Origin of the sequence: Micrococcus sp. TCR-5, from assembly GCF_052220525.1 — a bacterium.
In the GTDB taxonomy this organism is placed as follows: domain Bacteria; phylum Actinomycetota; class Actinomycetes; order Actinomycetales; family Micrococcaceae; genus Micrococcus; species Micrococcus luteus.
This window is the reverse complement of the sequence record NZ_JBQPDO010000010.1, coordinates 72,705-93,924: the sequence shown is the minus strand read 5'-3', so window position 1 is coordinate 93,924 and position 21,220 is coordinate 72,705. Positions and strand designations below refer to the sequence as shown.

Here is a 21,220-nt window from a genome sequence, read left to right as displayed (position 1 = left end):
CGACGTGGCAGCGCTGCCGCACCCATTACGCGGCGAACCTGATGGGCATCACCCCGAAGAACATGTGGCCGGCCGTGAAAGCCATGCTGCACTCGGTCTATGACCAGCCCGATGCGGCCAGCGTGCACGCGCAGTTCGACCGGCTCCTGGACTACGTGAGCGAGAAGCTGCCCACCGTGGCTGAGCACCTCGACGCCGCCCGGGCGGACATCCTGGCCTTCACCACGTTCCCGAAGGACGTCTGGACGCAGGTCTGGTCGAACAACCCGGCCGAGCGGCTCAACCGGGAGATCCGCCGTCGCACCGACGCGGTGGGCATCTTCCCCAACCGGGCGGCCATCGTCAGGCTAGTGGGTGCGGTGCTGGCCGAGCAGACCGATGAATGGGCCGAGGGTCGACGCTACCTCGGTCTCGAAGTCCTGGCCCGCTGCAGGCTCACCACCGTGACCAACACCGGAGACGAGGTGGACCCCGACACCGAACACACCCTCGGCCTCAGCGCCTGACCCCCATGAAGGATCAGACCGCTACACCATCACGAGGGGCTTGACCTCCTGCGTGGGCACGGTGAAGTACACCTGCCCGGCGCGTTCCGGGTTCAGGGAGATGCCCCCGACGGCGACGTCGCACGCCCCCGACGTGTAGTCGTCCATGAGCGTCTTCCAGCTGGTCTTCACGAACTCCGGCTCCACGCCCATGGTCTCGGCGAGATCGCGGGCCATGTCCACGTCGATGCCCTTCCAGTCGCCACTCTCGGTCTGCTCGGTGAAGGGCGGATAGTCACCGGTGGAGCAGACGCGCAACGTCCCGGCCTCCTTGATGCGTGTGAGTGCGGAGTCGGCGACGGTGGCGGTGGCAGGTTCCGATGAGCTGCCCGCATCCTGCGCCGTGCCGCAGGAGGTGAGGGCGAGCGCCAGGGCGAGGCCGAAGGCCGCCGTCGTGAGTCGGTAGTGGGTAGGGCGGAAGGTCATGATCGGCTGTCTCCCTCGACGACGGCATGTGAGTCCCGTCACCGTAGCCCAGCACCACTCGCCCCCACCGCCGCCCCGCGTTCGGCAAATACACAACACTTGCCTTGCGTATCTCACTGAGGTGTGCCTTACTGGTTCTCGGACCCCCGCCGGAAGGACCCCCATGGCCCACGCCTCCACGCACCCCGCCCATCCGCTGCCGCCCGTGGCGCCCCGTCGTCTGCTGCTGGCCCAGCGGCTGCTCCGCGGCGAGGGCTCCGTCGAGGTCACGGCCTTCCGCGCCGGCGAGACGCTCACCACGGCCGTCCACGGCGTGAGCGCGGACGGCCGCCTCGTGGTCGCCCACGTCCCCAACCTCCTCGGCTCGCTCGGCGCGTTCCACACGCCCGCGCCGCTGGACGTGCGCGTGGACGTCCTGCGCGACGCCCTGGACCTCACGCTCCCCACCCGCCTGGCGTCCGTGCACCTGCTCGGCACCCTGCGCTGGTGCCGGGACTCGGCCGGGGTCGCGGCGCTGGGGCTACGCGGTCGCGTCGCAGACCTCGTGGCCGACGTCGGCCCACGGGTGCGCGTGGGCGTGGTCGAGACCCAGCGGATCCTGTTGCACGACGTCGACGGCGTCGCCGTGTTCTGCCGCCACACCCTGCCGCTCACATCGCGCGGGCTCATCGACCAGGCCGAGCTCGCAGACCTGGCGGACGACGTGCTGGGCACCGCCCCCGAGGTGCTCGCGGACCTGGCCGACGCCGTCGCCCTGGGCCTGCTGCCGGGCGAGAGCACCCCGTTGCAGGTCGACACCGAACTCCTGCCCGAGTCCCCCGCCCACGCCCTCGACGCGGACGAAGCCGGGGTGACCCTGCTCCGCGTCCGCGACGGCGAGAGCACCGCGGTGCACGTGGCCCTGCCCGGTGCAGGCCGGCTCGACCACAGCCCCCGGCACGCCTGGCGGCGACTGCTGGACGCGATCCCGGCGCGGGTCGCCCACCCCTGAGGGGCGGCGTCAGTCGATCGTGTAGGTGGCGCAGGTGGCCACGTCCGTGACCTCGATGCCCTCGGCGGTGCAGGCGAGGTCGGCGTTGTAGGTGCACTCGAGGCGGTGGCACGCACCGACGGTCGAGGCACCCTCGGTCACCGGGCGGCGGACGTCCAGCTGGACGAAGGTGCCGCAGCCGGGCGTGCGGTCGGTGCCGGCGACGGTGATGGCCAGGGCGTTGCAGGACGACTCGGCATTGAAGGCGCAGGCGCTGGCGGCGCAGGTGCGGACGGCGGTGGTCATGGCGTGATCCTCCCGGTTCGGGCCCGCCCCGGGCCGGGGCGGTGCTGCTGGAATCGAGATTACTCCGGCCCACGAATAGCACAAGAGGGGTGATCCTTAGCCGATAGACGATTAGCGCAAATGGATTTTGCGCATTGTCGCGTGTCGTATGGACCGACGTCGTGCCCGCCGGCCGCCCGGAATCTTCTGCATCTCTGGCCCTTCTGGCGACCACGCGCCCACTCAGAAGGGTCAGATGCGCAGACGATCCGCCGTCCCCGCCTCCTGAGCAGCCCCGGCAGCCCCGGCAGCCCCGGCAGCCCCACCACCCTGGCCGAGTCCGCCCCGCGCTCCTAGCGTGGGGCCATGAGCACCCATCGCCTGTCCTCCACCGCCCTCGGGTTCGCCGCCGGACTGGGCACCGCGGCCGCCGTCACCGCAGCCCGCAAGATCGCCGTCATGGCCGCCGTCGGGAAGGGTCACCCGCTCAAGCACCGCCTCCTGGACGCGGCATCCGGCCTGGTCCAGCCGAAGTACCCCATGGGCGCGATGAGCACCTATCTCAACGGACTGCACTTCTACGCCGACGACCTCGGCCGACAGGTCGAAGCCAGCCACTTCTGCATCCACCTGCGCCACGACCTGCACCAGTGCGTGATCTTCGACCGCAACGCGCCGGACGCACGGCTGATCGGCATCGAGTACATCATCAGCGAGGAGCGGTTCCGCAGCCTCCCCGACGAGGAGCGGCGCCTGTGGCACAGCCACCACTACGAGGTGAGCTCCGGCGCCCTCACCGCTCCCGGGGTGCCCGAGCTGGCCGAGCACAGTTACTTCGAAGACCTCATCCACACCTACGGGAAGACGTTCCACACCTGGCAGTACGACCGGGACGACTTCCCGTACGGCATCCCCCAGCTGATGATGGGCCTCACCGGCGACGGCCAGGTGGACGAGGCCCTCCTGCGCGCCCGCGACGAGCGCCTGGGCGTGGACACCGCGGCCAAGCGGCGCCACCGCGCGGACATCCCGGTCCCGGATGTGGTGCCGGGCGCGAACAGCTGGGAGCGCGGGCGGGTCGTGCAGACCACGCTCGAGGAGCGCCCGGTGCGGGGCCGCGACGACTGAGGGCGGCGTCGTCGGCAGGGCGCCGTTTCCCGAACGAAAGCGGTGCGACACGCCGCCGTTTCCCGAACGAAAACGCTCGGCGGGCCGGGGCCGTCATCCGGATCGGGTGGGGGCGCCCCGCGTGGGACAGCACGTCCGCCGCACGGGTCGCGGCAGCGAGAACGCTGGGCTCAGACCTTGCCCTTGAGCAGTCGGTGCCAGTAGATCCGGGGCTGGCCGAGGCGGTCGAAGGCCGCCGTGCTCTTCCGCGGCTTCGTCAGGTCCACGCCGGGGATCGACCGGTCCTCGGAGCCGTCGCGGACGTGCTCGTCCAGGACCAGCTCGTCCCGGCTGACCATCACGGGGATCACGGTGTAGCCGTCGTACTTCTGGAGCGGCTTCCCCGCGTCCGCGGCCTGGATGTTCTGGGTCAGGATCTTGACCTGCCGGCGCAGGGCTCCGCCGGAGGGCCGTGTGCCCAGGGCGGCGGCGTCGCCCAGCGCCCACACGTGCGGGTGCACGGGATGCCGCAGGGTCGCGGGATCCACGGCCGCCAGGCCGGCCTCGCCGTCGTCCGCCAGGCCTGCCTCGGCGATGAACTCCGGGGCCCGCACCACGGGCGTGATGTACGCGGCCGCGACGTCGGTGATCCGCTCACCGGTGTTGAGCACCACCTCGCGGGCCTCGTGGTCCACGGCGTTCACCTCTGCGCCGGCGTGCACATGGATGCCGTACCTCGCCACGGCCTCGGCCAGAGCGGGGTCGATGGTCTGCCGGTCCAGGATCCGGCCGTACGGGGTCACCAGGTGGACGTCCACGTCCGGCAGGATCCCCGTGCGCTCCCATGCCGCGCAGGCCAGGAACAGCGCCTTGAGCACGGTGCCGCCGCACGAGGAGGGCTCAGCCGGCACATTCGCCACCACACGGTCCCCCGCGGCCACACGCGACAGCAGCGCCCGGGCGGCGTCCACGTGCTCGGGCACGTGCGCACTCGCCGCCCATCCGGCGGCGTAGGCCTCACGCAGCCCGTCGATCGCACCCCACCACGGGGTCAGCCCCGGGCAGAGCACGAGGTGGCGGAAGCCCACGGTCAGCCCGGTGCTCGTCACCGCGGTCCGTTCCTCGGCGTCCACGGCCACGACGTGGTCCGGGATCCATTCGACCCCGTCCGGGATGACGGCCCGCATCGGCCGTTCGAACCGGGCCATGTCCGCCTGCCCGCCCGCCGCGTAGTTCAGCATCGGCCGGTAGCGGTGCAGCTGTTGGCCGTCGGCGATGGCGACCCGACCCTGCCGCTTCCGCCGCAGTGCGGCGGCCAAGGACACGCCGGCGTTGCCGCCGCCGACGATCAGGATGTCGTACTGCTCGGTCACGTGGTCCTCCGTGGGGTGACGGGGTCAAGGAAACGGTACGGCCGCCCCCGCAGACGTGCTCCGCGGCAGACGGGACGTGCCGCCCATCCTCCACTGGTGGCCGGGGCCGGCGCTAGCCCGCGAGGCCCAGCAGCCGCAGCTGGTCGGCGTACTTGCGCATCCCGACCTCCACGGCCTGCGGGTTCTGCGCGTACCAGTCCAGGTGGGTCTGTCGCAGCTGCTCGGCCGGGACGGTCTGTCCGGCCACGGTCCAGTCCTCGGTCGGCTCGGCGTCGAGGTCGAGGGCCTCCACCACGACCGCCTCGAGGGGCGCGCGCACCCCGCCGAGGAGCACGCGGGAGGCGGGCACGGGCTGGACGGCGACGTCGCCCGGCAGGTGCCCGGCCACGCGCTCGGCCACGCGGGTCAGCAGCATGTTGGTCGGGTGGTTCACGGTGTAGAAGCCGACGCCCCGCTCCGCCGCCACCAGATCCGCCATGGACAGCGTCCCCTTCGCCTCCTCCCGCGCCCGCAGCGCCTGCACGGACGCGGCCGCGGCCTCGCGGATCGCCGCCGGCGCCACCTCCCGACGACGGCCCGTCGCCGCCTCGGCCAGCACGCGCAGGTCGTGGTACGGCACGACGGGCGGGTCCTCCCCCGGCCGCTCGGCCGCCCCGGGCGCGAACTTCCAGTTGCGGAGGGTGACCTGCCAGGGAAAGCGCGAGACGTCGTACACCACGGGGATCCGCACCACGGCGGCGTCCTTCGGCAACCGGGCCACGAGCTGGTCCGTGCCGATGGGCATGCCCCGGTAGTCGTGCGGGATCGGCTGGGTGACGAGGGCCTTCACGCGGGGCAGCAGCCGCTCCAGGTGCTCGACCTCGTCCGGCTGGGCCTCGAAGGCGGGCGGCACGCGGACGCTCACCAGGTCCGCCCCGTGCAGCGGTGTGCCGGGCTCCCCGCCGAGCAGCCGCCGGTACGACTCGCCCTGGCAGTTGCCCCACACCAGCAGCAGGTCACCCTCGGGCAGGTCCTCGAGCCCGTAGAAGTGGCCGTAGTGCCGGCGTCGTCCCTCGTCCTCGTGCACGCCTGCGTCCTCTCTCCTCAGCCGTCCTCGCGACGGATCCAGTCGACGCCCGTCTTCCCGAACCACCAGGCCAGGAACGCGGAGAGCGCCGCGAAGTCCAGTTCGTCCAGCTCGCTCATCGGTCCTCCCGTGCTCCGTCCTGTCCGCGATTGTGCCAGCCCCGCGGACACCGGCCCGCTCAGCCCCAGCCGCCCCACCACGCCTCGAGGTCCGGCACGGCGGCCACGGGCGCCCAGCCCAGCCGGGAGGCGGGCACCCGCCACACCCGCGCCGTCCCGCCCCGCCGACGCCGCCACCGCGCCCGGGCGCACGTCAGCACGGCGAGCACGTCGCGCTCGGCCCGCTCGCCCGGCTCGCCCAGCACCTCCACGCGCTCGACGCCGGCCCGTTCCAGGCGCAGCAGCCACGCGGCGACGGCGTCCGCGTCAGGCCGGGCTCCGGCCGCGGCGGGCCGCAGCGGCACGTGCACGTCCACGGACCAGTCGGGCACCGACCGCACGGCGTCGAGGTCGCCGCGCGCCGGCGTCGGCGGCAGGTCCTGGGACGCCGCCGCGCCGCCGTCGGGCTCGCCCAGCAGCCGCACGCGGGGGTCGCCGAGCGCCCGCGCCGCCGCCTCGTCGAGGCCGCCCACGACGCCGACCCGCGCCCCCGGTGCCGCGCGCAGCACGGCGTCCACCGCCACCACGGCCGCCGCCGCGCCGTCCGCGCCCTCCGGCACCCGCACGCGCGCCTCGACCCGCAGCGGGCCGGCCAGGGACAGGCCGTGGCCGCGGGCCGTCGTCGCGGGGATGCGCGAGGCGAGCACGAGCGCCTCGCGGGCCTTCACCCGGGCGGCCTCGGCGGTGTCGCCGCGTCCGCCGAAGTCGGCGCCGGCCTGCCACGCCACGGCGTCCGGCGCGTGGCGCAGGGCCGCCCCCACGCGCCACAGCCGGTGCGCCAGCTCCCAGTCCTCCCCGCCGTAGCCCACGAACGCGGGGTCGAAGCCGCCGGCGTCCTCGTAGACCTCGCGCGCCATCGTGAGCACGGCCGAGATGACGTACCGGTAGCCGGTGGAGTCGGCGCGGCGCAGGTCGTCCGTCGCGCGGTACCCGTCACCCAGCCACGCCGGCTCAGCCAGGCGGGAGCTCTCCGGCACCTCGTCCCCGGGCCGCCAGCCGTCCGCCCAGGCCCGCTCCAGCCAGGCCTCGGCCAGGTGCCGCCGCCGACCCACCACCGCGGCGTCCCGGGGCGCCGTGGCCACCGCCGCCAGCGCCGCGGCGAGGTACCCGGGCTCGGGGAGCATGTCCCCGTCGAGGAAGGCGAGCACGTCGCCGTCGGCCGCCTCCGCCCCGAGCGCCCGGGCCGCCGAGGCGCGGAACCCGCGGTCCCGCTGGCGCACGGTCACCACGTCGAACGGCAGGCCCGGGTCCACCCGGGGCGGGACGGGCGAGCCGTCGTCGGCCACCACGAGCTGCAGCCCGCCGGTCAGGCCGCGCTGGGCCGCGAGCGCGGCCGTGAGCCGGTCGAGGTCCGCCTGGGCCCGGTAGTAGGGCACCACCACGGAGACGGCAGCGCTCACGTCCACCTGTGCACGCGGCGGAGCACGTCGAAGAGCATCCGCGCGCAGTCCTCGGCCCCGGGCGAGAGGTCCACGGCGGGGTCGAGCCACGTGCGCTCGGGGTCCTCGACCGCCTCGGCGATCGCCTCGGCCAGCGCGAAGGCCGGCGACCCGTTCGGGTGCACGAGCCGCAGGGTGCCCGGGCGCAGGCGCTCCATCTCCTCCGTGTAGCGGCCCGCGGAGGCGATCGCCCTCCGCCCCACCGAGGTCCACGCCGCCAGGGACCCGGACGCGGACACGTTGCGGTGCGCCGCGAACGGGATGCCCGCCGAGAGCAGGGCCGCGTCCGCGAACTCGTCCGGCACGAACCCGGTGACGCGGAACTCCAGGCCGCGCGCCTCGGCGTCGCGGGTCAGCTCCGCCACGAGGTCGTCATGCCCGATGCTGACGGGTCCGAGCGCCGTCAGCCGGCGCGGCGCCCCGGAATCCGGGCCCCACTGGCGGTGCAGCTCGGTGAGGGCCTCCAGGGCGAGGGCGTGCCCCTTGCCCGGGTAGACGAAGCCGAAGAGCACGAGGTCCCGGTCGAGGCCGGCCATGCTCTCCGGCACCACCGGCTCGGCGCGGGCGGCCGCGGCCCGGCGGTCCTCCACGGGCAGCGGGACCACGTCCGCGGCCACGTCCACCAGGTCCGCCAGCAGCGCCCGCTCGTGCTGCGAGGACACCACGACGCCGTCCACCGCCTGGGCGAGCCGCGCGTATGCCTCGCCGCGGCGGCGGTAGCGGCCGTCGCCCTCGGCGGGCTGCGGGATGTCGTGCAGGGTGAGCGTGGTGCCCTCGGGCAGGACGTCGACGAGCAGGTCCGCGGCGGCGGTCGCGGTGGGGCCGAACAGCGCGTCCGTGACGTCCAGGTGCACGGCGGCGCCCAGCGCGCGCGCCTCCTCCAGCACGGGCACGAGGCCCCGGAACGCCGCGACGTCCTCCGCCGTGAGCAGCTCCACCTCGGCGCCCACCCGACGGAGGGCGGCGGCGGTCTGCCGGCCATGGCGCACCACGCCGTGCTCCGGCGCGCCCACGGTCACGTACAGCACACGTCCCTGCGGCTGCGAGTCCACGTCCACGATCCCCTTCACCTGCGGCGGCGCTCCTCGACGCGGCGGCGCGCCGGAACGGACAGGATGCCGCTGCTCCGATTCTCCGATCCTGCCCTGACAGACTAGATTCCGCGACCCCCGACCCGGGACGGGGACACGCCGCCCGCGCGGCATCGCATCCCCAGGTCAGGAGGCCCTCCCCCGTGAGCATCACCGTCCAGCACGTGCCCGCGCAGCACCCGTACACCCGCGCGATCCGCCCCCTCGACCCGGGCGCCGCGCCGGACGTGGAGTTCCTGCCGGACCCGCCGGTGCCGGGCGCGCCCGCGCACCAGTGGTGGCCGCCCCGGGCCCTGCGCGCGGAGTGGCTGGCCGAGCACCGCCCGGACGTGCTGCACGTGCACTTCGGCTTCGAGCACTTCAGCCCCGCCCAGCTGGCCGCCGCCCTGGACGCGCAGCACGCGCACGGGGGCGCCGTCGTCGTGACCGTGCACGACCTCGAGAACCCGCACCTGACGGACCAGGGCCCCCACCGGGACCGCCTGGCCGTGCTGCTGGGCCGCGCGGACGCCGTGCTCACGCTCACCCCCGGCGCCGCGGCGACCCTCGCCCGCGACTACGGCGTGCGCGCCCTCGTGGTCCCCCACCCGCACATCGTCCCGCTCGAGGACCTCGCGGCGCGGGGCGACGACGACGCCCCCGGCGTGCTGCCCCCCGACGCGTCCGACGACGGCGACGGCGCGGCCGCCCCCGCCCGCCTGCTGGTGCACGCCAAGGACCTGCGGGCCCAGGTGGCCCCGGTGGCGCTGCTGCCGGTGCTGGCCGCCGCCGTCGGGACGCTGGCCGACCGCGGCGTCGACGCGCGGGTGACCGTGGAGGTCCAGGACACCGTGCAGGACGAGGACGCCCTGGCCGCGCTGCGCGCGGGCTGCGCCCACCACGGCTTCGAGCTGTGGCAGCACGACCGGCTCGACGACCCCGCCCTGCACGCGCTGCTGCGCGACGTGGACGTGTCCGTGCTGCCGTACCGCGTCGGCACCCACTCGGGCTGGGTGGAGATGTGCCGGGACCTGGGGGTGCCGGTGGCCGTCGCGGACATCGGGCACATCGCGGACCAGTCCGGCGCCTGGTTGACCCCCGACTCGCTCGCCGCGTTCGACCCGGAGGACCCCGACTCCCTCGCCGACGCGCTCGAGACGCTCGTGCGCGCCCGCGCGCGCACGGCCCCCGCCGACCCGGCCGCCCGGGCCCGGCAGCGCCGTCGCGTGGCCGCCGCCCACGTGGCCGTCTACCGCGAGGCCCTCGCCCGGGCGCGCGGGGCGCTGCCGGGCGTGTCCGTGCTGGTCATCACGGGGCACCGGGACGAGCACCTGGCCCGCGTGATCGCCGGGCTGGAGCGCTCCCACCGCCGCCCGGACCAGGTGGTCGTGGTGTTCATGGGCCAGCCGGACGGGCGCGTCCCGGCCACGGACCTGCCCGTCACGGTGGGGCACGTGGCCGCCGAGGCCGGCCTGCCGCTGGCGCAGGCCCGCAACCGCGCGGCCGAGCTCGCCACCGGCGAGATCCTCGTCTTCCTCGACGTGGACTGCATCCCGGCGGCCGAGACCGTCGGCGTGCTGGCCACCGAGGTCGCGGCCCACCCCGGGTCCGTGGTGATGGGCCGGCCCCGCTACCTGCGGCCGGGCTGGACCCGCGACGTCGGGGAGGCCGATCTGACCTCGCACCGCGCTGACGCCCTGCTGCGCCGCCTCTCCGTGCCCCACCGGGCGCGCGCGCACCTGACCGCCGGCCCTTCGGACGAGTGGCACCTCGTGTGGACGCTGATCCTGGCGTTGCGCCGCGCGGACCTGGCCCGCATCGGCGGTTTCGACGCGGGCTTCACCGGCTACGGCGCCGAGGACACGGACCTGGCCTTCCGCGCCCGCGACGCCGGCCTGACGCTGCGGTTCAGCCCCGCCGAGGCGTTCCACCAGCACCACGGGGTGATGGTCCCGCCGCTGCACCACCTCGAGGACATCCTGGTCAACGCCCGCCGCTTCCGGCAGGTGCACGGCCGATGGGCCATGGAGGGGTGGCTGCGCGCGTTCGCGGACGCGGGGCTGATCGCGTGGGACCCCGAGGGGGAGCGGCTCGCGCTGCTGCGTCACCCCACGGAGGCGGAGCTGACGGCCGCCCGCCGCGACGACGCCGCGTACTGAGGGGCGACGCGCCGGGGGCGATCGGGGCTCAGCCCAGGGCGCCCTCGATCGCCGCCTCCCAGCGCCGCCGGTACTCGTCCGGCGCCACGAGCAGCAGGCCCGCGAGCCGATCGGCGGCGGCCGGGTCCGCGAGGGCGCCGCGCACCGCGCCGGCCCAGTCGGCGTCCGGGTCCTCCCACGCGCACCACGGCACGCCCGCGGCCCGGTGGATCTCGCGGACGAACACGCGCTGCTCGTCGAACGGCCGCGGCTCGGGGGCGAGCACCACGGGGCGGCCGGAGCGGGCGGCGTCCACCACGGCGTTGTGCCCGGCCGAGACCACCACGACGTCGGCGTCCGCGGCCCGGCGGGCCGGCGCCTGGACCCAGCCGTGCAGCGTCACGGTGGTGGGCATCGCCTCCGCCGCGAGCCCGCCCGGCGCCTCCGGATCGCCCACCCCGGCGATCGGGCCGTACACCTCCCACGTCGCCTCCGGCACGGCGGATGCCGCCCGGGCCAGGTCCGCGGCCCGCACCCCGCCGCCGCCTGTCCCGGCGATCACGGCGACGCGTGGGGCGGCGCCGGCGGACGACGTCGTCGTGGCGCGGGTGCCGAGCCGGCCGGTGACGTCCGCGACCCCGAGGTAGGTGACCCGGTCCGCGTGGGCGGCGCGCCAGGCGGGGACCTCGAGCTCGGCGGCGTAGTGGGCGAAGAGGCCGTCGGCCTCGGCGTAGACGAGGGCGTGCGCGGGGTCGGTGCGCTCGCCGTGCATGCGGCGGTGCAGCACGGGCCAGCCCGCCAGGCGCAGGAACAGGGCCGCCTCCACGGACACGTCCACCACGCACACGTCCGGGTCCACCCGTTGCGCCGCCGCGTGGAGGGCGTCGAAGCGCGCCCGGATCTCGGGCCCCACCGGGGACCAGTGCAGGGGCGAGCGGGCCGGCTGCTGGTGGCCGGGCACGAGGTCCGAGGGCAGCGGGATGACGGGGACGTCCGCGGGCAGCAGTTCGGCCGCCCGGGGATGGGCGGTCACGACCGTCACGTCGAACGCCCCGGTCGACGCCAGGCCGGCGGCGTGCCGCAGGTGCCCCGCCCCGTGCTGGTGGGCGTAGTAGAGGACCCGCCTGCGGGCCGGAGCCATCAGAGGGACTCCAGGTCCGCCGCCTCGGCGGACGGGCGCGGGACCCCCTGCGGGTCGAACCCATACGCGTCCTCGGCGGCGGCGAGGTCACGGGCGTCCTCGGCGGCCTGCTCGAGCAGGTCCACGTAGCCCTCCACCATGGTCTCCGCGCTGAACCGGCAGGCCCACGCGCGCACGCGTCCCCGGTCCTTGCGGCGGGCGTGACGGATCGAGACCGCGAGCTCCTGCGCCGTGTGGTGCACGGCCAGTGCGCCGGCCTGCGGGGCGACGATCTCCCCCATCGCGCCGCTGAGCAGCGCGGCCACCGGCACGCCGAGCGCCATGGCCTCGACCACGGCGAGCCCGAACGGCTCGGCCCACAGGGGGGTGGCCAGGAAGACCTCGCCCGTGGCGAGCATGTGCGGCAGCGCGTGATGGTCGAGGTGGCCGTGGTAGACGGTGTCCGGACCGAGCCGCGGCACGACCTCGCGGGCGTGGTACTCCTCGTCCGAGATCGGCCCGGCGAAGTGCAGCTCCATGCCCGCGATCCGGGCGGCGTCGATCGCCACGTGCAGGCCCTTCTCCGCCGTGATCCGGCCCGACCACACGGCGCGGCCGCGCACGGGGACGGCGTCGGAGACCCACTGGTGCAGCTCGATCCCGTTGGGCACCACATCCACCCGCGGCAGCCGATGCTGCCAGGCCAGCGCGTTCGACGCGGACACCGAGGCCCACCGGTGGTGGTCGGGGGCTGTCCAGCCCGGGGCGTCGACGACGGCCAGCACCTCCGCCAGCGTGGCCGGCGTGTGCAGGACGGTGACCATGGGGCGGGCGCGCAGCAGCTCGAGCGGCGCCGGAGAGAGGGAGTTGTTCAGGACGGCGTCGGAGTCGTCGTCGAGGATCAGCGCGCAGGCCCGGCGGGCGGCCGCCTCGCGCACGCGGGTGCCCGCGCGGCCCGGGCCGGCGCCCTCGGCGGGCAGCACGGCGACGACGTCGCCCGGCAGCCGGGTGCCCTCCCGCGCGTAGACGGTGACGTCGTGGCCCCGGCGCACGAGGTGCTCCACGGTCATGGCCGTGTGCATCTCCAGCCCGCCCTCGTAGGGCGAACGGATGGGGTGGAGCATGTGGGTGAGCACGCTGATGCGCATCGGCGTCCCCTTCCCGGCCCGGGCCGGGCCGAACGGCCCCGTGCGGGGCGGCAGAAGCGCGACTGACCTGCGGTGAGACGGCCGCATCACGTCCGCGCTGACGTACCCCGGCACTGTAGACACCCGGGGGGTCCCCCCGGAAGCGCCGACCCCCCTCCCGGGTGAGGGCGGGGAAGGCGCACACGCCCCCGTCACGAGAAAGTCCCGGCCCGCGACCTCGAGGATCGCGGACCGGGACGGTCCGTGGAGCTAAGGGGAATTGAACCCCTGACCTTTTCATTGCGAACGAAACGCTCTACCAACTGAGCTATAGCCCCAGGTCGTGCCCTCCCGCGGGAGTGCACCGGACCATCATACGCCCGCCGCCCCCGATCCTCCAATTCGGCGGCGCCGCGCGGCGACCACGCCGAGCACCACACCCGCCAGGTCCGCGACGACGTCCACCGGGTCCCCCGTCCGCAGCGGCACCCACGCGTGCTGCACGAGCTCGCTCACCGGTGCGTGCACCGCGAACGGCAGGGCCCACCACGCGCTCCGCCCCCGCCCCACGGCGAGGAACGCGGGCAGCGCGAACACGGCCACGTGGATCGCCTTGTCCAGCCCCGGCACGGCGAACCCGGCCTCCGGCACCTGCTCGCCCGGCAGGTACAGCACCACCAGCTGCACCACGACGGCGGCGGCCAGCGCCGCCGCCAGGGCGCGGCGCCGTCGTCGGGAAGCGGGGGCGGAGGGGGCGGCCGGGGAGCCGGAAGGAACGGTCATCCGCCCATTCTGTCCGGCTTCTGCGCCGGGCACTCATGGTCCCCGCCCTGCTGAAAAGGCTCTATGTTTTTGCCATTTCTGCGCCGACCATGTGATGATCGCGCCATCCGGGTGGGCTCGTTCCGCCAGGATGCCGGTGTTGACAGCGCCGCCCAGGGCCGAGGGACCGCGATGGCTTGAGCAGAGAGCTCGCCGTTCGTGGACTCGGGACCCGGCGGGATGCCCTCCACCTCCCCGGCCCCTGGCCGCGACGTGATCGGTACGCCACCCTCCGCCCTGCGGAGCCGTGCCCTGACCGGACCGCGCCGGGGGATCGGGACGTCCACAGTCACTCGTGCGAAAGGAAGTTCGATGCCGCCCTCCCAGGACGCAGCGTCCCTGACCCAGCTCGGCGTGATCGGGGTGATCCTGCTCATCGTGCTGTTCTACGGCGGGACCATGATCATGTCTGTGGCCATCTCCAAGAAGAAGGAGAACGCCGACGCCTACATGACGGCCGGCAATCGGATCGGCTTCGGCGTGTCCGCCGCCTCCATGACGGCCACCTGGATCTGGGCCTCCTCCATGTACGCCTCCGTGACCGCCGGCTACACGTACGGCGTCTCCGGCCCCCTCCACTACGGCCTCTGGGGCGCCCTGATGATCCTGTTCATCTACCCGTTCGGCCGCCGCATCCGCACGGTCGCACCGCGCGCCCACACCCTCGCCGAGGTGATGTACGCCCGGCACGGCCGCTCGTCGCAGCTCATGCTGGCCGGCTCCAACGTGCTCGGCTCCGTCATCTCCCTGACCTCCAACTTCATCGCCGGCGGCGCCCTGATCTCCCTGCTGTCCCCGCTGTCCTTCGGCGCGGGCATCCTGATCGTGGCCGCGGGCGTGCTGCTGTACACCCTGTGGTCCGGCTTCCGCGCCTCCGTGCTCACCGACTTCGCCCAGGTGATGGCCATGCTCGGCGCGACCGTCGTCATCATCCCCGCCGTGTTCTTCGCCGCGGGCGGCCCGGGCATGTTCCAGGCCGGCGTCGAGGCCGGCCACGTCACGGCCCAGCAGCAGAGCTTCTTCTCCTCCGAGGCGTTCATGAACCAGGGCGCGCCGTACATCGCCGCGGTGCTGGCCTACGCGATCGGCAACCAGACCATCGCCCAGCGCCTCTTCGCCGTGCGTGAGGACCTCATCAAGCCCACCTTCGTCACGGCCACCCTCGGGTACGGCGGCACCGTGATCGGCGTCGGCATGCTCGGCGTCATGGCGCTCTACCTGGGCGTCGAGCCGCTCGACGGCGACGTCAACAACCTCCTGCCCCAGATGGTCGCCGACCACCTGCCGCTGGCGCTCGTGGCCCTGGCGTTCCTGATGATCATCGGCTCGCTGTCCTCCACCGCCGACTCGGACCTGTCCGCCCTCTCGTCGATCGTGATGACGGACGTCTACGGCCAGTCGGTCGGCCGCAAGAACGCCGACCCGAAGACCATGCTACTGATCGGCCGCATCACCATGATCGTGGCGACGGCGGCGGCCCTGTACTTCGCCACCGCCAAGTTCGACATCCTCGACCTGCTGGTCTTCGTGGGCGCCCTGTGGGGCTGCCTCGTGTTCCCCGTGATCGCGTCCTTCTACTGGGGCAGGATCACCAACGTCGCGTTCACGGTGTCCGTCCTCGCCGCGCTGGCCGTGTTCCTGCCCGTGCGCTTCGAGTGGATCCCGATCGAGGGCGCCTGGGCGTTCGTGGTGGAGACCCTCGCGATCCTCGGTGTGGGCGTCGTGCTGGGCATCATGTGCTTCGGCTTCTTCGGCCTGCGCCCGGCAGTCGTGGTCGGCGCGATCGCCTCGGTCGTGATGCTGTTCCTCGGCTACGGCTTCCTGCGGGACTACGCCACCCTCACGGGCTCGCTCGTGGCCTACGCCGTGTCCTTCCTCGTCTGCTGGGGGCTCTCCGTCCGCTCCGGCCAGGACTTCGACTTCGACCGGATCGCGCGCGTGACCGGCGACTTCGACCCCGCGACCGAGGACCTGCCGCAGGTCGAGCGCGCCTCGGCCGCCGTGTCCTGATCCCCCCGTCCCCCGACTCGCAAGGAGCATCCGCATGACCGTCGGTCTGACCCTGTACGTCCTGATGTGGCCCGTCCTCGTGCTGGCCGTCCTCGTCTCGATCGCCCGCGGCTTCGTCGCCGACTGGGCCGCGGCCAGCCGCGAGGGCCGCTCGATCATCTGAGGCATCCGCCGGGGGCTGACCGTGGCCGTGGTGGTCCTCGCCCTCAACGCGGTCTTCGGCCTGACGCCCGCCGAGACCTCGGCCGCCATCCCGGGCATCGCCGGGCTCGAACACATGCTCGTGACCTCCGGTCTCGCGCTGCTGTTCGTCGCCCTGTACAGCGGCGTGCGGGAGCGTCAGGCCCACCTCGAGACGGGCCGCGCCGGCGGCGCCGTCGTCGAGGGGGCCTGACCCGCCCGATCCCTGCCCGACCGCGCCCGCGTCAGCGAGCGCGGTCGAGCAGGATCACGTCCAGGCGGCGCGGCCCGTGCACGCCTTCGACGCGCTCGAGCTCGATGTCGCTCGTGGCCGAGGGCCCGGAGATCATGGTGATCGGCGCCGTCGCCTCCACGCGGGCCAGCGCCTCCGGGAAGAGCTCCACCACGGAGTCCAGCGGCACGATGCACACGTGGTGGTCCGGGACCAGGGTGATCGCCCGGCGGCCCTCGTCCGGGCGGCCGCTGAGGAAGATCGTCCCGGTCTCCGCGCAGGAGACCGTCGAGGACGTCACCACCGCGTCCACCTCGTTCAGCGCGTCCACGCTGAGGGGCTCGCGCTCGCCGTCGTGGGCGCCGCGGACCGCGGCCCGCTCCCCCGTGTGACCCACCGCGGGCTCCGTGATGCGCTCCCGGCCGGCCCCGCGCGAGTCCGCGGGGAGCCAGTCAGGCTCCAGACCGGCCGGCACCACGTACCGGGCGTCCGGGCCGAGCAGCTCGGCGATGGCCGCGGCCACCGTCTCCTCGGTCTCGTCCCGCACGGAGGCCCGGTAGTCGATCAGCCGATCGCGCAGCATCTCCACCACCTCGGCCCGGTCCCGGGAGGAGGTCCGCCGGTAGGTGCGCTGCACCGGGTCCGCGACCGGCCCGTCCGCCGTCGCCTCGCGGATGCGCCGCAGGATCTCGGCCTTCGCCTCGCTCATCGTCCGTCCTCCTCGACGTGCTCGTCCTCCTGGCGGTCCAGCCCGGCGACGCCGTCCAGGGCGGTCCGGTGCTCGGTCTCATCCTTGTGGCGGGCCCACCAGTTGCGGAAGGACTCCCGCGGGGGCGCCGGCACGTCGCGCTCGTCGGTCCACCCGCCGGCGATGCCCGGCAGCCAGCCGAGCACCCGGTCCGGCCCGGCCGCGACCCGGCCCAGCCCCAGGCCCCGCTCGGCCAGCGACATGCGCCGACCCGAGGACATCACCACGGAGGCGCCCTTCATCGCCACGTCCATCTGCGAGGGCGTGACGGACTCCACCGCCGCCTTGGCGCGGGCCAGGGGGCCGGCAGCGGCGTCCTTCTCCGTGCGCAGGGCCTTCCGGGCGGCGTGGGTGGCCTGCACGTCCTCGTCCCGGAGGTGGATGAGGATCGAGGGGATGTCGATGGCCACGGGGCACACGTCGTAGCACGCCCCGCACAGCGTGGAGGCGTAGGGCAGGGTGCCGTTCTCCCCCGCGTCCACACCGGTGAGCTGCGGGGAGAGGATCGCGCCGATCGGGCCCGGGTAGACCGAACCGTAGGCGTGGCCGCCGGTCTGCTCGTACACGGGGCACACGTTCATGCACGCCGAGCAGCGGATGCAGTGCAGCGCGGAACGGCCCTTCGGGTCGGACAGCACCGCGGAGCGGCCGTTGTCCAGCAGGACCAGGTGGAACTCCTGAGGACCGTCGCCCTCGGTGACGCCCGTCCACATGGAGGTGTACGGGTTCATCCGCTCGCCCGTGGACGAGCGCGGCAGCAGCTGCAGGAACACCTCGAGGTCCTCGAAGGTGGGCACGAGCTTCTCGATGCCCATCACGGTGATCAGCGTCTCCGGCAGGGTCAGGCACATGCGGCCGTTGCCCTCCGACTCGACGACGGAGAGCGTGCCCGTCTCGGCGACGCCGAAGTTCGCCCCGGAGATCGCCACCTTCGTGCTCAGGAACTTCTCGCGCAGGTGCCGGCGTGCGGCCTCGGCCAGATCGGCCGGCTCGGAGGTGAGGCTCTCGTCCGTCTCCGGCATCTCCCGGAGGAAGATGTCCCGGATCTCCCGGCGATTGCGATGGATCGCCGGGACGAGGATGTGGCTGGGCCGGTCGTGGCCGAGCTGGACGATGAGCTCGGCCAGGTCCGTCTCGACGGCGGCCACGCCGGCATGCTCGAGCGCGGCGTCCAGGCCGATCTCCTGGGTGGCCATGGACTTGACCTTGATCACCTCGTCCACGCCCTTGGCGGTGACGAGCTCCGTGATGATGCGGTTGGCCTCGGCCGCGTCCCGGGCCCAGTGCACGACGCCGCCGCGCGCGGTGACCTCGGACTCGAGCCGCTCCAGGAGCGCGGGCAGATCCGCCATGACGGACTGCTTCAGCGCGGAGCCGGCGGCGCGCAGCTCCTGCCAGTCCGGCAGCTCCTCGACGACGCCGGCACGCTTGGCACGGATGGTGTGCGTGGCCCGGCGGATGTTGGCGCGCATCTGGCCGTTCCCCAGCTGCTCGCGGGCGGACTCGGGGAACGGGGTGTTCAGCAGGATCTCGCCCTCGCCGTGGACGGGGCGGACGGTGGGCATTCCCAGGCGCACGCGGGTGGGTGCGGTGCTCATCGGCGGGCCTCCTCAACACGGGCGGACGGTCCGCGGCGGACGCCGGCGGACGCGGGGATGGACAGTTCGACGGGGCCGTCGACCTCGAGCGGGTTCTCCCGGGTGGCCGCGAGGATCTCGGCGAGGTGCACGGTGCGCAGCGGGCGGCCGTCCTGACCGCGCGCCTCTCGACGGTGCATGGCCCCGTCCAGGTGGAGCAGACAGGAGGCGTCGCCGCCCGTGCAGAGGGAGGCGCCGGACGCGGTGACCTTCTCGATCTTCTCCTCCGCGATGGCCGCGGAGACGTCCGGGTTCTTCAGGGAGAAGGTACCGCCGAAGCCGCAGCACTCCTCGGCGTCCGGCAGCGGGCGCAGATCGATGTCCGCCACGGTGCGCAGCAGGTCCTCCTGGCGCGAGCCCAGGCGCAGCAGGCGCATGCCGTGGCAGGAGGGGTGGTAGGTCACGGTGTGCGGGAACCAGGAGCCGAGCTGGGCCCCGGCGTCCGTCACCCCGAGGACGTCCGTGAGCAGCTGCGACAGCTCGAGGGTGCGGGAGGCGACGACCTCGGCGTCGCGGGCCAGACCCTCGTCCCCGCCGGAGCGGGCGACGTCCGGCTGCTGGTGGCCGAGCGAGGCCACACAGGAGGCGGAGGGGGCGACGGCGAGGTCGTAGTCGGCCTTCATGAAGGTGCGGACGTGGTTGCGCACGACGGGCAGGGCGTCCTCCATGTATCCGCTGTTGACGTGCATCTGCGAGCAGCAGACCTGGCCGGGCGGGAAGACGACCTCATGGCCGAGCCGCTCGAGGATGCGGACGGTGGCGAGGGCCACCTTGGGGTACATCGCGTCCACGATGCACGTGGCGAACAGGGCGATTCTCATGCCGGTCTCCGTTCCGGACGGGGCGCCTGGGGCGCCGTGCGGTGCGGCAGCACACGGGTGCCGTAGTGGTCAGACCATATCATGCCAGCCGCTTGCGAGGTGACCGCCCTCACAGTACGCTCCTTGGTCTGACCACAGTGGTCCGACCATCACCGGCCCGACCGGATCCCGCCCCGTCCCCTCGCCCACCGGGAGACCCCCGTGCACACCTTCACCCCCACCCCCGATGCCGCCGGCAGCGTCGCGCTCTCCGCCGCGCTCGGCGTCCTGCCCCTGCTGACGTTCTTCGCCACCCTCCTCGGTCTGCGCCTCAAGGCCTGGCAGTCGGGGCTCGCCGCGCTCGTGGTGGCCCTGCTCGTGGCCGTGCTGGGCTTCCACATGCCGGCCCACCTGGCGGCGCTGGCCGCCGCCCAGGGAGCGACCTTCGGCCTGTTCCCGATCGTCTGGATCGTCGTGATGGCGCTGTGGTTCTACCAGGTCACCGTGCTCTCCGGGCGATTCGACGACATGCGCGCGATCTTCGACTCGCTCGGCGGCGGAGACATCCGCATCCAGGCCGTGCTCATCGCGTTCTGCTTCGGCGGCCTGCTCGAGGCCCTCGCCGGCTTCGGCGCCCCCGTGGCCATCACGGCCACCATGGTGCTCGGCCTGGGTGTGCCCCCGCTGCGGGCGGCCACCGCCGTGCTGCTGGCGAACACCGCGCCCGTGGCCTTCGGCGCCGTGGGCACCCCCATCACCACCGCGGGCACGCTCACCGGCATCCCCGCCACGCACATCGGCGCGATCGTCGGCCACCAGGCCCCGTTCGTGGCCGTGTTCGTGCCGTTCCTGCTCGTGTTCATCATCGACGGGCTGCGCGGCGTGCGGCAGACGTGGCCGGCGCTGATCGTGATCGGCGCGAGCTTCGCCGTCGCCATCTGGCTGGCCTCGACCTACTTCTCCTATGAGCTCACCGACGTCGTGGCCTCCCTGGTCTCCCTCGCCGCCGCCGTCCTGCTGCTGCGCTTCTGGCGGCCGCGGGGCGCCGAGGAGGCCCGCCAGCGCCTCGACGCCCCCGCCCGCGCGGCGGCGCAGGACCTCACCCCCGGCCGGATCTTCATGGCCGTGCTGCCCTACATCGTGGTCGTGGCCGTGTTCGCCCTGGCCAAGCTGGTCCCCTCGATCACCGCGGCCCTGAACTCCGCCACCGCGAAGATCCCGTGGCCCGGGCTCGACGGGCACCTCGTCGACGCCTCCGGCGCGCCCCTGGCGAGCACCGTGTACAAGTTCGAGTGGCTGGCCTCCCCCGGCACGCTGCTGCTGATCGCCGGCCTGATCATGGCCGTGGTCTACTCCCGGTTCGACCACGACGGCCGGTTCCCGCTCTCGGTGGGGAACGCGATCGCCGAGATCGGCCGCTGCTTCGCCCGCATGCGCTGGTCCGCCCTGACGATCGTGATCGTGCTCTCCCTGGCCTACGTCATGAACTTCTCGGGCCAGACGGTCGCCATGGGCACGTGGGTGGCCGGCCTGGGCGCGGCCTTCGTGTTCCTGTCCCCGGTGCTCGGCTGGCTCGGCACCGCCGTGACCGGTTCGGACACCTCCGCGAACGCGCTGTTCTCCACCCTGCAGCAGACCGCCGCCACGAACATCGGCGCCGATCCGGCCCTGCTGGTGGCCGCCAACACCTCCGGCGGCGTCGTGGGCAAGATGATCTCCCCGCAGTCCCTGGCGATCGCCGCGACGGCGGTCGGCATGGAGGGCCGGGAGTCCGAGATCCTGCGCCGCGTGGTGGTGTGGTCGCTCGTGCTCCTGCTGGCGGTGTGCACGCTCGTGTACCTGCAGTCCAACGTGCTGGCGTGGATGCTGCCGGCGGCGGGCTGACCGCCTGCACCACCCGAGCGGGGCGGCGTCCGTCGGTAGGATGGACGGTCGCCGCCCCGCCCCCTCGGGTCGCCGCCCCGCCC

The 21,220-nt window shown here is 74.0% G+C and carries 20 protein-coding genes and 1 tRNA gene; 8 read left to right on the top strand and 13 right to left on the bottom strand.

Features of this window, described 5'->3' with window-relative positions; all coding sequences use genetic code 11:
• A partial coding sequence (locus ACTSKS_RS07445) for a transposase (RefSeq protein ID WP_442927417.1) occupies nucleotides 1–506 on the top strand: 506 nt, incomplete at its 5' end.
• 21 nt (nucleotides 507–527) lie between these two features.
• Here the strand turns inward: ACTSKS_RS07445 and ACTSKS_RS07440 are convergent.
• Nucleotides 528–971, bottom strand: a complete 444-nt coding sequence (locus ACTSKS_RS07440; protein ID WP_439883957.1) for a transporter substrate-binding domain-containing protein — start codon at nucleotides 969–971, stop codon at nucleotides 528–530.
• Between the two features lie 163 nt (nucleotides 972–1,134).
• Here ACTSKS_RS07440 and ACTSKS_RS07435 point away from each other — a divergent pair, with 163 nt between their 5' ends.
• Nucleotides 1,135–1,962: a hypothetical protein gene (locus tag ACTSKS_RS07435; RefSeq protein ID WP_439883956.1), complete on the top strand. Its 828-nt coding sequence runs from the start codon at nucleotides 1,135–1,137 to the stop codon at nucleotides 1,960–1,962.
• Nucleotides 1,963–1,971: 9 nt separating this feature from the next.
• Here ACTSKS_RS07435 and ACTSKS_RS07430 read toward each other — a convergent pair whose 3' ends face one another.
• Nucleotides 1,972–2,247: a DUF1540 domain-containing protein gene (locus ACTSKS_RS07430; RefSeq protein ID WP_439883955.1), complete on the bottom strand. Its 276-nt coding sequence runs from the start codon at nucleotides 2,245–2,247 to the stop codon at nucleotides 1,972–1,974.
• Between the two features lie 345 nt (nucleotides 2,248–2,592).
• Here ACTSKS_RS07430 and ACTSKS_RS07425 point away from each other — a divergent pair, with 345 nt between their 5' ends.
• Nucleotides 2,593–3,354: an OBAP family protein gene (locus tag ACTSKS_RS07425; protein ID WP_237069058.1), complete on the top strand. Its 762-nt coding sequence runs from the start codon at nucleotides 2,593–2,595 to the stop codon at nucleotides 3,352–3,354.
• 170 nt (nucleotides 3,355–3,524) lie between these two features.
• On the opposite strand, the gene ACTSKS_RS07420 is transcribed toward ACTSKS_RS07425, so the two are convergent.
• The 4 genes from ACTSKS_RS07420 to ACTSKS_RS07405 form a co-directional block, all read right to left on the bottom strand.
• Entirely contained in the window at nucleotides 3,525–4,706 is a 1,182-nt protein-coding gene (locus ACTSKS_RS07420) for an NAD(P)/FAD-dependent oxidoreductase (RefSeq protein WP_078026234.1), read from the bottom strand.
• A 112-nt stretch (nucleotides 4,707–4,818) separates the two neighbouring features.
• Nucleotides 4,819–5,772, bottom strand: a complete 954-nt coding sequence (locus ACTSKS_RS07415) for a WcbI family polysaccharide biosynthesis putative acetyltransferase (RefSeq protein WP_119217778.1) — start codon at nucleotides 5,770–5,772, stop codon at nucleotides 4,819–4,821.
• Nucleotides 5,773–5,950: 178 nt separating this feature from the next.
• A complete protein-coding gene (locus ACTSKS_RS07410) occupies nucleotides 5,951–7,330 on the bottom strand; it encodes a glycosyltransferase (protein WP_260849725.1) in 1,380 nt (459 codons plus the stop codon).
• Nucleotides 7,327–8,439: a glycosyltransferase family 4 protein gene (locus ACTSKS_RS07405; RefSeq protein WP_144825180.1), complete on the bottom strand. Its 1,113-nt coding sequence runs from the start codon at nucleotides 8,437–8,439 to the stop codon at nucleotides 7,327–7,329. The genes ACTSKS_RS07410 and ACTSKS_RS07405 overlap by 4 nt, the downstream gene beginning before the upstream one ends.
• Before the next feature lie 164 nt (nucleotides 8,440–8,603).
• On the opposite strand from ACTSKS_RS07405, the gene ACTSKS_RS07400 reads away from it, so the two are divergent.
• The gene (locus ACTSKS_RS07400) at nucleotides 8,604–10,598 is read left to right on the top strand and encodes a glycosyltransferase (protein ID WP_210079053.1); all 1,995 of its coding nucleotides are present in this window, start codon (nucleotides 8,604–8,606) and stop codon (nucleotides 10,596–10,598) included.
• A 28-nt stretch (nucleotides 10,599–10,626) separates the two neighbouring features.
• Here ACTSKS_RS07400 and ACTSKS_RS07395 read toward each other — a convergent pair whose 3' ends face one another.
• The 4 genes from ACTSKS_RS07395 to ACTSKS_RS07380 form a co-directional block, all read right to left on the bottom strand.
• Entirely contained in the window at nucleotides 10,627–11,718 is a 1,092-nt protein-coding gene (locus ACTSKS_RS07395) for a glycosyl transferase (RefSeq protein WP_210079054.1), read from the bottom strand.
• The gene (locus tag ACTSKS_RS07390) at nucleotides 11,718–12,845 is read right to left on the bottom strand and encodes a glycosyltransferase (RefSeq protein WP_442927416.1); all 1,128 of its coding nucleotides are present in this window, start codon (nucleotides 12,843–12,845) and stop codon (nucleotides 11,718–11,720) included. The genes ACTSKS_RS07395 and ACTSKS_RS07390 overlap by 1 nt, the downstream gene beginning before the upstream one ends.
• 244 nt (nucleotides 12,846–13,089) lie before the next feature.
• A tRNA-Ala gene (locus tag ACTSKS_RS07385) sits at nucleotides 13,090–13,162 on the bottom strand.
• Nucleotides 13,163–13,196: 34 nt separating this feature from the next.
• A complete protein-coding gene (locus ACTSKS_RS07380) occupies nucleotides 13,197–13,607 on the bottom strand; it encodes a VanZ family protein (RefSeq protein WP_144786463.1) in 411 nt (136 codons plus the stop codon).
• Between the two features lie 351 nt (nucleotides 13,608–13,958).
• Here ACTSKS_RS07380 and ACTSKS_RS07375 point away from each other — a divergent pair, with 351 nt between their 5' ends.
• Genes ACTSKS_RS07375 through ACTSKS_RS07365 form a run of 3 tightly spaced genes read left to right on the top strand, consistent with a single transcriptional unit; the run spans nucleotide 13,959 to nucleotide 16,050 of the window.
• Nucleotides 13,959–15,656 (top strand): sodium:solute symporter family protein, encoded by a 1,698-nt coding sequence (locus tag ACTSKS_RS07375; protein WP_442927415.1) that lies wholly within the window; start codon nucleotides 13,959–13,961, stop codon nucleotides 15,654–15,656.
• A gap of 34 nt (nucleotides 15,657–15,690) precedes the next feature.
• Entirely contained in the window at nucleotides 15,691–15,819 is a 129-nt protein-coding gene (locus ACTSKS_RS07370; RefSeq protein ID WP_442927414.1) for a putative transporter small subunit, read from the top strand.
• Between the two features lie 21 nt (nucleotides 15,820–15,840).
• Nucleotides 15,841–16,050, top strand: a complete 210-nt coding sequence (locus ACTSKS_RS07365; protein WP_442927413.1) for a hypothetical protein — start codon at nucleotides 15,841–15,843, stop codon at nucleotides 16,048–16,050.
• 31 nt (nucleotides 16,051–16,081) lie between these two features.
• On the opposite strand, the gene ACTSKS_RS07360 is transcribed toward ACTSKS_RS07365, so the two are convergent.
• The 3 genes from ACTSKS_RS07360 to ACTSKS_RS07350 are packed head-to-tail and all read right to left on the bottom strand — an operon-like array spanning nucleotide 16,082 to nucleotide 19,274.
• On the bottom strand, nucleotides 16,082–16,777 hold the full coding sequence (locus ACTSKS_RS07360; RefSeq protein ID WP_044658796.1) for a LutC/YkgG family protein: 696 nt from the start codon (nucleotides 16,775–16,777) through the stop codon (nucleotides 16,082–16,084).
• Complete coding sequence (locus ACTSKS_RS07355) at nucleotides 16,774–18,414, bottom strand: LutB/LldF family L-lactate oxidation iron-sulfur protein (protein ID WP_102708690.1); 1,641 nt, start codon at nucleotides 18,412–18,414, stop codon at nucleotides 16,774–16,776. Before ACTSKS_RS07355 ends, ACTSKS_RS07360 begins: the two co-directional genes overlap by 4 nt.
• Nucleotides 18,411–19,274, bottom strand: a complete 864-nt coding sequence (locus ACTSKS_RS07350; RefSeq protein ID WP_060775468.1) for a (Fe-S)-binding protein — start codon at nucleotides 19,272–19,274, stop codon at nucleotides 18,411–18,413. The genes ACTSKS_RS07355 and ACTSKS_RS07350 overlap by 4 nt, the downstream gene beginning before the upstream one ends.
• A 201-nt stretch (nucleotides 19,275–19,475) precedes the next feature.
• Here ACTSKS_RS07350 and ACTSKS_RS07345 point away from each other — a divergent pair, with 201 nt between their 5' ends.
• On the top strand, nucleotides 19,476–21,137 hold the full coding sequence (locus ACTSKS_RS07345; RefSeq protein WP_002857918.1) for an L-lactate permease: 1,662 nt from the start codon (nucleotides 19,476–19,478) through the stop codon (nucleotides 21,135–21,137).
• The last annotated feature ends 83 nt before the right edge of the window (nucleotides 21,138–21,220 follow it).

What these genes read in the sequence shown, in the direction of transcription:
- ACTSKS_RS07440 (WP_439883957.1), bottom strand. Translation starts at nt 971, where the DNA reads ATGACCTTCCGCCCTACCCACTACCGACTCACGACGGCGGCCTTCGGC.
- ACTSKS_RS07435 (WP_439883956.1), top strand. Translation starts at nt 1,135, where the DNA reads ATGGCCCACGCCTCCACGCACCCCGCCCATCCGCTGCCGCCCGTGGCG.
- ACTSKS_RS07430 (WP_439883955.1), bottom strand. Translation starts at nt 2,247, where the DNA reads ATGACCACCGCCGTCCGCACCTGCGCCGCCAGCGCCTGCGCCTTCAAT.
- ACTSKS_RS07425 (WP_237069058.1), top strand. Translation starts at nt 2,593, where the DNA reads ATGAGCACCCATCGCCTGTCCTCCACCGCCCTCGGGTTCGCCGCCGGA.
- ACTSKS_RS07395 (WP_210079054.1), bottom strand. Translation starts at nt 11,718, where the DNA reads ATGGCTCCGGCCCGCAGGCGGGTCCTCTACTACGCCCACCAGCACGGG.
- ACTSKS_RS07390 (WP_442927416.1), bottom strand. Translation starts at nt 12,845, where the DNA reads ATGCGCATCAGCGTGCTCACCCACATGCTCCACCCCATCCGTTCGCCC.
- ACTSKS_RS07380 (WP_144786463.1), bottom strand. Translation starts at nt 13,607, where the DNA reads ATGACCGTTCCTTCCGGCTCCCCGGCCGCCCCCTCCGCCCCCGCTTCC.
- ACTSKS_RS07375 (WP_442927415.1), top strand. Translation starts at nt 13,959, where the DNA reads ATGCCGCCCTCCCAGGACGCAGCGTCCCTGACCCAGCTCGGCGTGATC.
- ACTSKS_RS07370 (WP_442927414.1), top strand. Translation starts at nt 15,691, where the DNA reads ATGACCGTCGGTCTGACCCTGTACGTCCTGATGTGGCCCGTCCTCGTG.
- ACTSKS_RS07360 (WP_044658796.1), bottom strand. Translation starts at nt 16,777, where the DNA reads ATGAGCGAGGCGAAGGCCGAGATCCTGCGGCGCATCCGCGAGGCGACG.
- ACTSKS_RS07355 (WP_102708690.1), bottom strand. Translation starts at nt 18,414, where the DNA reads ATGAGCACCGCACCCACCCGCGTGCGCCTGGGAATGCCCACCGTCCGC.
- ACTSKS_RS07350 (WP_060775468.1), bottom strand. Translation starts at nt 19,274, where the DNA reads ATGAGAATCGCCCTGTTCGCCACGTGCATCGTGGACGCGATGTACCCC.